Consider the following 11124-nt stretch of genomic DNA (forward strand, 5'->3'; position numbering starts at 1 on the left):
CTCGATTGCCACCTCAAAATCGTTCCTACGTTTCCATTCAACGTGAATGGTTCGACACCTGAACCACACCGCTCACTATTTCCACTGATGGAGCCACTGATGGTGGTTGGGAAAATCTCAATCGTGGTTTGGGCATAGGAGCTTGCGCATGTACCGCTTTTAACCTCGGCTCTCACCTCATAAGTCCGTATCTCCGGTGATGCCGCCGCAAAGCTTACGTTCAGGCTGGTGATATCATCTGTTTCTTCTACCGTGCTCCAGCTAGTCCAGCTACCGGCTCCATCTTTGTACCTCGTTTGCCACCTATTGATTGTTCCGGTATGACCGGAGATGCTGAAGGATTCGGTGCCTGCATCGCAACGGCTGGCAGGTCCGGAAACAGTCCCGGCAATCGTTTGTGGGTGAACAGTCACTGTTTTTCCCGGATAAATAACATTGCATGTTTCATTTTGAACAACCGCTCGTACTTCATAGGTTCGGACGCCGCTGTTCCATTGACTGAGCGTAGGATTTATATTTGTGACATCATCCGTTTCGGTTATCGTCGACCAACTTGTCCAACTTCCCGTACCATTCTTATACCTTGATTGCCATCTTAAAATTGTTCCGAAATTTCCACTAATGCTAAATGATTCTGTTCCCGATCCACACTTTTCGTCAACACTGGTTATTAAGCCGCCTACTGTTCCCGGATTAATTTCAATGGTACTTTGAGGATACAAAGTAGTCCCACAGTTGCCACTTTTAACGACGGCTCTTACTTCATATGTCTTTACTTCTAAATGTGCTGCAACAAAACCAATGCTGAGACTGGTGATGTTGTCGGTTTCTTCTACGGTTGTCCATGATGACCAACTCCCTGATCCATTTTTATTCCTGGTTTGCCATCTTTGCACGGTTCCCGTATGACCGGATATGCTAAAGGTCTCCGACCCTGCCATGCAGCGCTCAACCGGCCCGGAAACATTTCCTGCAACCGTTAGTGGGTTTACCGTTATTGTTTTTTTAGGATAGCTGGTGCTGCATGTGCCACTTTTAACCACAGCTTGTACCTCATAGGTACGGACACCATTATTCCATTGACTGAGGGTTGGACTTACAGTGGTTACATTATCAGTTTCTGTGATGGTAGACCAAGCAGTCCAACTTCCACTTCCATCTTTGTACCTTGACTGCCACCGTTGGATTGTTCCTACTGATCCCTGAATTCCGAATGTTTCAGTTCCCGAACCACATCGTTCAATATTTCCTGTAATTGACCCACCGACGGTTGCTGGATAAATCTGGATCGTGCTTTGCGGGTACAAGGCACCACATGATCCACTTTGGACCGTCGCTCGTACTTCATAGGTGCGTACCTCTGAAGGGGCTGCAGAAAAACTAACGCTTAAGCTGGTGATATTATCTGTCTCAGTGATGGTAGACCAGCCAGACCACCCTCCATCACCGTTTTTATATCTGCTTTGCCATCTAGCTACGGTGCCGGTATGGCCTGCAAGTGAAAAGGATTCTGAACCTGCTCCGCAACGACCGGAGGGTCCTGACACAGTCCCCGCTACAGTTTGCGGATCAACTGTTACCGTTTTTTTAGGATAGCTGGTGCTGCATGTTCCACTTTTAATTACCGCCTGAATTTCATAGGTTCGAACTCCACCACTCCATTGGCTCAGTGATGGGCTAACGCTGGTTACATTATCAGTTTCTGTAATCGTAGACCAACTGGTCCAGCCTCCGTTTCCATTCTTATATCTGGATTGCCATCGCTGGATGGTTCCTGTGTGACCGCTTAAACTATACCCCAAGGTGCCACTTCCACATCTATTGGAACTTCCTGAAATACTGCCTCCTACTGTCTGAGGATCAATGGTAATTGTTCTTTGGGGATAAGAAGTGGTACATGATCCACTTTTAACAACCGCTCGCACCTCATAAGTCCTGACACCTGAATTCCATTGAGTGAAGTCTACCGCAAGGCTGGTAATGTTGTCATTTTCTGCAAATGTGGTCCATGATGTCCAACTACCGCTACCATTTTTATACCTCTTTTGCCATCTTTCAATGGTCCCTGTATGTCCACTTAAACTGAATGTCTCTGATCCAGTACCACAGCTCGTTGCAGGGCCAGACATGGTACCTCCTACGGTCACCGCATCTACTATTGTAGTTGCTGTTGGATAGGTGGTGGAGCAATATTGATCACTAATGACAGCTCTTACCTCATACGTTCTTGCCCCGGAACTCCATTGGCTCAAGGTAGGGTTGATTGAGGCAGACCCTGTTGAGCCCGAAACTGTGCTCCAGCCTGACCAACTACCCGTCCCATTCTTGTACCGGGTCTCCCAGCGATCAACTGTGGTGTAAGATCCGAGAAGACTATATGAAACTGCGCCTGAACCACACTGACTTGCGGATCCGGATACCTGCGTCACGGCAACATTGATGCCTCGTACCGTCATTGGATTCCCATTGATTATGGCGGTTCCACTTACATTTCCAGTCCCTGTACTAGACCAAAGTACCGAAACCTGATTTTTATCTTGTGAAACAATGGAACCTCCTGTGACTGTATAGCTTGTGGAAGCATGTGTGTAGCTAACCGTGGCAGAAATACTAACAGTATACGTTTCCGTAACATCTTTCACAGCGCATCTCTCACCAGTAAGTGATACTGAAATCGGCTCATTAGGCCCACCTCCACCTCGCTGTGCCATTAAGCTCGTAGAAAACACTAAAGCAGCCAGGCCAAAGACAAATTTCCGTTGACTTTTAGCTATTATTTCTAAAAGAAGTATATGTATATGAGTTGACATGTTTTATTCGGTTTCTTTGAGCTGGTAAGTGTATTTTTTGAGCACATCTCCGTTGTAAACGACTGTGCTTAATCGTCCAAAGCCATCATAATTGTAGGACGTTTTATTCCCATTGGAATCAATCATGTCGGAAAAAGTCCAACCTTTTGAATCATCTGCGTATTGGTATTCTACTACATCATAGGGTTCGTCTTCCAGGTCCAATCTTAGATCCTCCATCTTGCTTTGAATAATGGAATGACTGGTTTCCTCTCTGATATCTTGTAAGAAAGTATACAAAGTGATGGAAGGGCTAAACGTATCCAAAACCACCTTTGTAGCAGCCTCCGGCTCACCAATGGTGAAATTGATATTCGCCGGGATATTGCTCACAACCCCCACAAGTCGTCGTTCATCTCCATATGACCAAATAAAAACAGAAGAAGTACCGTCTCGATTGACTTGTGTGTAAACCGTTCCGTCGGCATCTCTTCTGAATCGTTTCTGCGACTCAAATGACATACTTTCTGTATTGTAATTACTCGCGCGAATGATCCTGTTGCCTTCGTAAAAAAACTGACCACCAGCGATCTGAACGTTCTGAGAATTTTCAAGCGTAGTTGTCGTTTCGGTTAACAACCCTCTGTTGGTGGCATCCCAACTGTAATCTTTTTGAATGACTCCTTCAGGATTTAAGCCAGTAATTCGTTCGTATTCCTTTTGGTGATGAAATGCTGAATATCCGAATTCGGTCTCCATGGACAGCAGAACTCCTTTTTCGTATGATCTGGAAGTGGTTTTTTTCAACCGGTACCATTCCTTTTCAAATTCCGAATATGAGTATTTGAAATCAGCATTGGTTGAGCTATTTCCAACGGTATTGACACACTCATAGCAAAATCGATCTCGCACTCTTTTCAACCGATGACTTGATACTTTTGAAGCAGTGTTTACATCTAACTCATATTCATATTCTGTGTCCTTCTGAAGGCCATCACTGGAATCATAAATCCGTTCTCTGATTATTTTGCCAGATTCAACTTCCCTACTTGTAAATACCCCGGGATATTCTAGCTGCTGCGGAGCCACATAAGTAGAAAACTCCATTACTTGTTTACCTAAAGTGGGCTCTTCAAAAACAGAAAAATCCACATTCGACTTAGATACACGTGAGTAACCAACGTGCGATCCTTCGTAAAACAGAGATGTTGGCTGTGCACTTACGTTAAAATAGGTATTCCCCTGACCAATCTCACATACTAATCCCCCACTTTGGAGTTCACCTTCAACGTAGGTGGTGATATTCTCTCCAAAATCCGTTCTGGAGAACAAACGACCTGTTGAATTACCTGTATCGTCTGAATAGCTATATGCTGTTTTCTTAACGAGGTTACTTCCACTTTCATAATAGGTAAGTGATTTTATTCTCAGTCCACCGGTCTGTTTTTCGGCGGCTTCCTGCACCATGAATTTTACGTTGATCCAAATGGGCACACTTTCCCGATTGTCCCCGTATAGTTCGTAATCGCCTGGTTCGATCCAGTCCAGGTTGCCGGCACCTGCTACCGGATCATAATCTGCCGTCTGTCCCACTACCCTTAGTCCGATTTCCGTATTAAAGTCCAAACCCAAATCCGTCTTGTTTGGATCGGTCGAGTTCGGGTCATACGGCAGGTACTCACTGCGGATCAATCCTGTTGATGCTGGTACATTGAACGTAATTGGAGAAGAACCCGTAGCCTGATTGGGAGCCAACTCTAGGTAATAATTCTTTTCTACCAGGCCCGTTTCATCATAATAAGTATTGAGCTCATAGGTCAGCCGGACATGCCCTCCTGTAGGGAAGTACCAATCACTCAAAGCTCCCTTTAGCGTTGCATTTAAAATAGGCGATCTGTTAGCAGTCCCTCCAGCTGCATAATTCATGTCACGGTATAGCGGTACAAGATCTACGTTGGGGGCATCATTGTTGAAACCCCAGTAATCCTGACTGTAATCCCCTACCGCAGGAATATGCCCTGGATAATAAGAAAATGAATGATAGGGAAGTTCACCACCATTTTCATCTAGCTGAACTACACCGTCGAGTTTTAGCTTGCCACCACCAGGGTAATAGCTATCATTCTTCAATTTAAACTTGCTGACAAATAGACCATTTCGGGTAATGGTTATTGTTTCTAGTCTCTTACTGTTGGGAAGATCCGTTCTAGTCGCATAGGTGAAGTCAATCACATAACCGTTGCTTGAACTAATTTTTGATAACAACTTGCCATTGATGGTTGTATTGGTGTTACAATAATTTTGTGTTGGATTGACACCTAAACCAAGGGGGATTTTCTTGGACTGTACCATCGCTTTATCTGTAGAAATGGTATGATCAATGTACTCATACCACACCCTATCATTTCCATCAATGATTTCATCCAGTACCCACGTACTTGTCGATTGCGAAAAGTCAAAACTTTCCTTCAAGCCGTTGCAAATGCTTTTACTGGTCGTTTTTTCAGCAGTCCCGTATTTGTAGATGATCCCCTTATTTGAGGTGATCGTCCAGGTGTTGCTGGTGATGGTAGGATCTGTTGTGAATTGCTGGCTTATTTGATCGTCATTGGCTGATAACTTGCGCAAATCCTTCAAGTGACTAAATAGGAACTTACCTCCCAACATAGGTCCTGAATAATGAAATAAGTCTGGTTCCAAATCTCTTAATCCATTGGCTATTTCATCCGCTATTGTGACAGGATATGGTTGAGGGCCAACTATGTTCACAGAAGTATTGCAAGCTAGTACTTTGCCCATATCCAAAATACCATTCGTATACAGATCATTATTGTGAAAGAAACCCTTTTGACCATTGGCAGATAAGTCATTTATTTCATCAGGTAAACCTCTAATCGTACGACTTACTGAACCTTGCCCAATCAATGACCAATTGGTTCCAATGGAGGTCGCTTCAGCATCTACTTTTATTCCTTGCGTATTGTACTTTAAACCAATGGGTACTTTGATGTTCTCCAACTCAATGGTGAATATCGGAACGGATACATCCATTGTTCCGGTGAACTCATTGATCTCATTGTCTATGTATTGATTGTATGCTGCGACATCAGGGCTTGGAGGCACGGCGTTGAAATCTGGAATCTCATCTTGCGCATGAAGCGAAAAAGTGAGCAGCAATAAGGTCAAAAAAACAAACGATTTTTTGTAGTAGGAACGCGGGTAATTTTTTACCATTGGTTAATTGGTGATTAAAATTCTAATAGTACGGTTACATAAGCTGGAGCTCCCGCTCCAAGAGCAACACAAATGAGATTTCGACAGGCGGTATCAAAAGTGGCACTTGCTATTGAACCGTTAATTTAAAACAGCTTTTGTGAAAAGCCTCAACCGATTATAAAAAATGTATCAAATGATAATTTTTTTCACAATGGTTTAATGCAAGTAGGATCTTTTGCAATACAGTGCGACGCTAGGTTTGAGAGATTGCTTCGTTGCGCCTGTCTACGGCAGGCAGGCTTGCAATGCCGGTGGAGAGAGCTACACAATGACGGGTGAAAATGTTGTTTGCAAAACAAAGAATATGTGGGGTTGGTAAAAAATAGCACAAAAAAAGGTGCAGCAAACGCTACACCTTTTCATCTATCTATCTATTCTTTATTGTCAAGCTTCGCCCATGGTTCCACCAAAATTTAGCGGAAACTTTGGCATCTCATCCGCCTGCTTCACTTCACCAAAAGAAGCTTCATACTTCTTGATGTTGTCCTGCAGCGCATGCAAGAGCCTCTTGGCATGCTCAGGCGTGAGTACTATTCGTGACTTCACTTTTGCTTTTGGCACTCCTGGCATGAGACGAATAAAGTCGATAACAAACTCACTGCTGGAGTGAGCAATCATAGCCAGATTGGCATAAACACCCTCGGCAATTTCTTCCGAGAGTTCTATGTTGATCTGATTATTTGGATTCTTATCGTCTTTTTTCTTCTCGTCGCTCATCTTAAGCTTCTTCTACTTCTTTCGACTCAAACTCTTCTTTAGAAGACACCAGCTTGTCATACTCTTCTTGAGAGTTTACAATGTAATTCTGATGCTTTCTAATCCCGGTTCCTGCAGGAATCAAGTGACCAACGATCACATTTTCCTTCAGTCCCATGAGTGTATCAGCTTTTCCTTTGATGGAAGCTTCACTCAACACTTTGGTTGTCTCCTGGAATGATGCCGCAGAAATGAAACTTTCAGTTCCAAGTGATGCTTGCGTGATCCCTTGCAACGTTGGCTTACCTGTTGCTGGCTCAGCATCACGAGTGCTCATTGCTTTCAAATCTCTACGCTTCAAGCTGGAAACTTCATCTCTCAAGCTTCTTGCGTCGATGATCTGACCTGCTTTGTAGTTCGACGAATCTCCTGGATCAACGACCACTTTCTTATCCAGAATGTTGTCATTTTCCTCCATGAAAACGAATCGATCAGCCAACTGATTCGTCAGGAAGCTTGTATCTCCCGGATTCTCAATCACTACTTTTTGCATCATCTGACGAACGATAGCTTCAATGTGCTTATCGTTGATTTTCACCCCTTGTAGTCTGTAAACTTCCTGAATTTCATTCACCAAGTATTCTTGTACAGCTGTAGGGCCCTTGATCTTCAAGATATCTGCTGGCGTAATTGCACCATCTGAAAGGGCATCTCCTGCTCTTACGTAATCATTGTCCTGAACCAAGATGTGCTTAGAAAGCGGCACCATGTAACGCTTCTTCACACCGTCTTTCGACTCGATGTAAATTTCCCTGTTACCACGCTTGATTCCACCATACTCTACCACACCATCAATTTCACTTACTACTGCAGGATTTGATGGGTTTCTTGCCTCAAAAAGCTCAGTTACTCTTGGAAGGCCTCCTGTAATATCTCTTGATTTACCTGTTTTCCTCGGAATCTTAGCAAGCACTTGACCTGACTTAATTTTAACTCCTTCATCTACAGCTAAGTGAGCTCCTACAGGAATGTTGTATGCTTTCTGCGTTTCTCCATCTTTTCCAACAACCTCAATCGCAGGGTTCTTCGTTTTATCCTTTGTATCGATAATCACTTTTTCTCTGTGACCAGTTTGCTCATCAGATTCTTCTTTGAAAGTAATGCCTTCAATGATTGAATCAAATGATGCCGTACCGTCAAACTCAGACATGATTACCGCATTGTATGGATCCCAGTAGCATAGCTCATCGCCCTTAGCCACTTTACCACCATCCTTCACTTTCAGGATTGCTCCATAAGGAACGTGGTTAGAGATCAATACTTTTTCTTTCTTCGCATCCAGGATTTTAATCTCTCCTGAACGTCCCATTACTACCTCGATCTTGTTGCCTTCATCATCTGTTGACTTCACTGTTCTCAGCTCATCAAATTCGATTACACCGTCAAACTTAGCCTTGATGTTTGCATCGACAGCAATGTTTGAAGCAGTACCCCCTACGTGGAATGTTCTCAACGTAAGCTGCGTACCCGGTTCACCAATGGATTGAGCTGCAATAACTCCGACAGACTCTCCAACGTGAGACATTCTACCAGAAGAAAGGTTTCTACCGTAACACTTCGCACATACTCCCTGACGGGTTTCGCACGTCAATACGGACCTGATTTCAACTTCTTCAATACTAGACTGATCAATGTAATCTGATATCTCTTCTGTAAACTCAGCACCAGCTTCGATTACTAGTTCCTCAGTGATTGGATCATAAATATCATGTACAGATACCCTTCCTAAAATTCTTTCAGAAAGCGCTTCTACCACTTCTTCATTGTCTTTCAATGCCGAAACAGAAAGTCCTCTCAAGGTTCCACAATCATCTTCGTTGATCACTACATCTTGTGCAACATCTACCAGACGTCTTGTCAAGTAACCCGCATCAGCCGTTTTCAAAGCTGTATCTGCAAGTCCCTTTCTCGCACCGTGCGTAGAGATGAAGTACTCAATTACATCCAGACCTTCTTTAAAGTTTGAAAGAATTGGGTTTTCAATAATCTCACCAACGGATCCTTGAAGGTTTTTCTGAGGCTTGGCCATCAGACCTCTCATTCCGCCAAGCTGACGAATCTGCTCTCTCGATCCCCTTGCACCAGAGTGCATCATCATGTAGATCGAGTTAAATCCTTGATCATCTTCTTCCATCTGCTTCATCAGCGAGTTGGTCAACATCGTATTCGTACGTGTCCAGATATCAATTACCTGGTTGTAACGCTCATTGTCAGTGATCAGACCCATCAGATAGTTTTGCCATACTGCATCAACCTCTTCTTTCGCCTGCTCTACTAATTTTTCTTTTTCTGCCGGGATGTTGATGTTGTCAAGTCCCATTGAAAGTCCGCCTTTGTAAGCCATCTGGAATCCAAGAGATTTAATATCATCAAGGAAATGAGCCGTTTTGGCCATGCCTACAATTTTGAAGACATTGGAAATGATTTTCTGCAGTTTCTTCTTCGTAAGAAGTTCATCTACAAATCCAACTTCTTCTGGTACAGATTCATTGAATAGCACTCTACCCGCTACTGTCTCAATGATCTTGGTTTCTAGCTCACCTTTCTCATTTCTTACCGTAGTTCTTACCTTGATGTATGCATGCTGAGAAACTTGCTTCTCATTCATGGCAATGATTACTTCTTCATGAGAATAGAAAATTCTTCCTTCTCCTGCTACTTTCTCTTTATCAGTACTTCTTCGACCTTTTGTGATGTAGTAAAGACCCAATACCATGTCCTGAGAAGGTACCGCAATTGGCGCTCCATTGGCAGGGTTAAGGATATTGTGAGAAGAAAGCATCAAAAGGGAAGCTTCCAAAATTGCTTCGTGTCCCAGAGGAACGTGTACCGCCATTTGGTCACCGTCAAAATCGGCGTTGAATGCTGTACATGCTAACGGGTGAAGTTGGATTGCTTTTCCTTCTATCAGTTTCGGCTGGAATGCCTGAATACCTAATCTGTGAAGTGTAGGCGCCCTGTTCAATAGTACTGGATGTCCTTTCAGTACATTTTCTAGGATGTCCCAAACTACTGGATCTTTTCTGTCTACAATTTTCTTTGCTGACTTTACTGTCTTAACGATTCCACGCTCAATAAGCTTTCTGATAATGAATGGCTTGAATAGCTCAGCTGCCATATTCTTTGGCAACCCGCACTCATGCATTTTCAACTCAGGACCTACGACGATTACAGATCGACCAGAGTAATCAACCCTTTTACCCAACAGGTTTTGACGGAATCGACCTTGCTTACCTTTAAGCATATCACTTAAAGACTTAAGCGCTCGGTTTCCATCAGATCTTACTGCGTTAACTTTTCTTGAGTTATCGAAAAGTGAATCGACTGCTTCCTGAAGCATCCTTTTCTCGTTTCGAAGGATTACTTCCGGAGCTTTAATGTCTATCAGTCTTTTCAGACGATTGTTTCTGATGATTACTCTTCTGTAAAGATCATTCAAATCAGATGTTGCAAATCGACCTCCATCCAATGGCACCAATGGTCGTAATTCAGGTGGAATTACGGGTACCATTTTTACGATCATCCATTCTGGTCTATTGTCGATACGCGTTTTGGCATCTCTAAATGCTTCAACTACTCTCAATCGCTTCAAAGCCTCTGCTTTTCTCTGCTGAGAAGTATCTGTAGCAGCCTGATGTCTTAACTCATAGGAAAGTTCATCCAGCTTCGTTCTTGCCAAAAGCATTTCCAATGCATCTGCACCCATCTGGGCGATGAATTTGTTTGGATCGTCATCGTCAAGCAATTGATTTTCACGCGGAAGTTTATCCAGAATATCCAGGTATTCTTCCTCGGTAAGAAAGTCTAGTCTTGCGATTCCATCTTCTTCTTTTACACCTGGCTGAATTACGATATATCGTTCGTAATAGATAATCTGATCCAACTTCTTCGTCGGTACACCAAGAAGGTATCCGATTTTGTTTGGCAGAGATTTGAAGTACCAGATATGCGCTACTGGCACCACCAACTCGATGTGTCCCATTCGCTCTCTTCTAACCTTTTTCTCAGTTACTTCAACACCACATCTGTCACAGATAATGCCCTTGTATCGAATTCTTTTGTATTTGCCACAATGACACTCCCAATCTTTTACCGGACCGAAAATTCGCTCACAGAAAAGACCGCCCATTTCTGGCTTGTAAGTCCTGTAGTTGATCGTTTCCGGCTGAGTTACTTCACCGTGCGAGCTTTCCAGAATCGATTCCGGAGATGCAAGACTGATCGTAACTTTAGAGAAGTCGTTGTGAATTTTTTTGTTTTTTCTGAACGCCATGTTGTATATCAATAAAGCCTCCCGATCGCT

Annotated in this window: 4 protein-coding genes; all 4 read right to left on the bottom strand. The window is 43.4% G+C overall.

Translation table 11 applies throughout. From position 1 onward, the window contains the following. Positions 1–2810 (bottom strand): hypothetical protein (locus ABJF57_RS00005; RefSeq protein WP_462235698.1); only part of this gene is annotated, 2810 nt, incomplete at its 3' end. A 3-nt stretch (positions 2811–2813) separates the two neighbouring features. Then, a complete protein-coding gene (locus tag ABJF57_RS00010) occupies positions 2814–6023 on the bottom strand; it encodes a hypothetical protein (RefSeq protein WP_462235696.1) in 3210 nt (1069 codons plus the stop codon). 426 nt (positions 6024–6449) lie between these two features. Continuing rightward, positions 6450–6782, bottom strand: coding sequence for a DUF3467 domain-containing protein (locus ABJF57_RS00015; RefSeq protein WP_462235695.1), 333 nt, complete (start codon positions 6780–6782; stop codon positions 6450–6452). A 1-nt stretch (position 6783) separates the two neighbouring features. Next, positions 6784–11094, bottom strand: coding sequence for a DNA-directed RNA polymerase subunit beta' (gene rpoC, locus ABJF57_RS00020; RefSeq protein WP_462235693.1), 4311 nt, complete (start codon positions 11092–11094; stop codon positions 6784–6786). Positions 11095–11124: the final 30 nt, after the last annotated feature.

The organism is Ekhidna sp. (assembly GCF_039940915.1).
Lineage (GTDB): Bacteria > Bacteroidota > Bacteroidia > Cytophagales > Cyclobacteriaceae > Ekhidna.

What these genes read in the sequence shown, in the direction of transcription:
- ABJF57_RS00010 (WP_462235696.1), bottom strand. Translation starts at nt 6,023, where the DNA reads ATGGTAAAAAATTACCCGCGTTCCTACTACAAAAAATCGTTTGTTTTT.
- ABJF57_RS00015 (WP_462235695.1), bottom strand. Translation starts at nt 6,782, where the DNA reads ATGAGCGACGAGAAGAAAAAAGACGATAAGAATCCAAATAATCAGATC.
- rpoC (WP_462235693.1), bottom strand. Translation starts at nt 11,094, where the DNA reads ATGGCGTTCAGAAAAAACAAAAAAATTCACAACGACTTCTCTAAAGTT.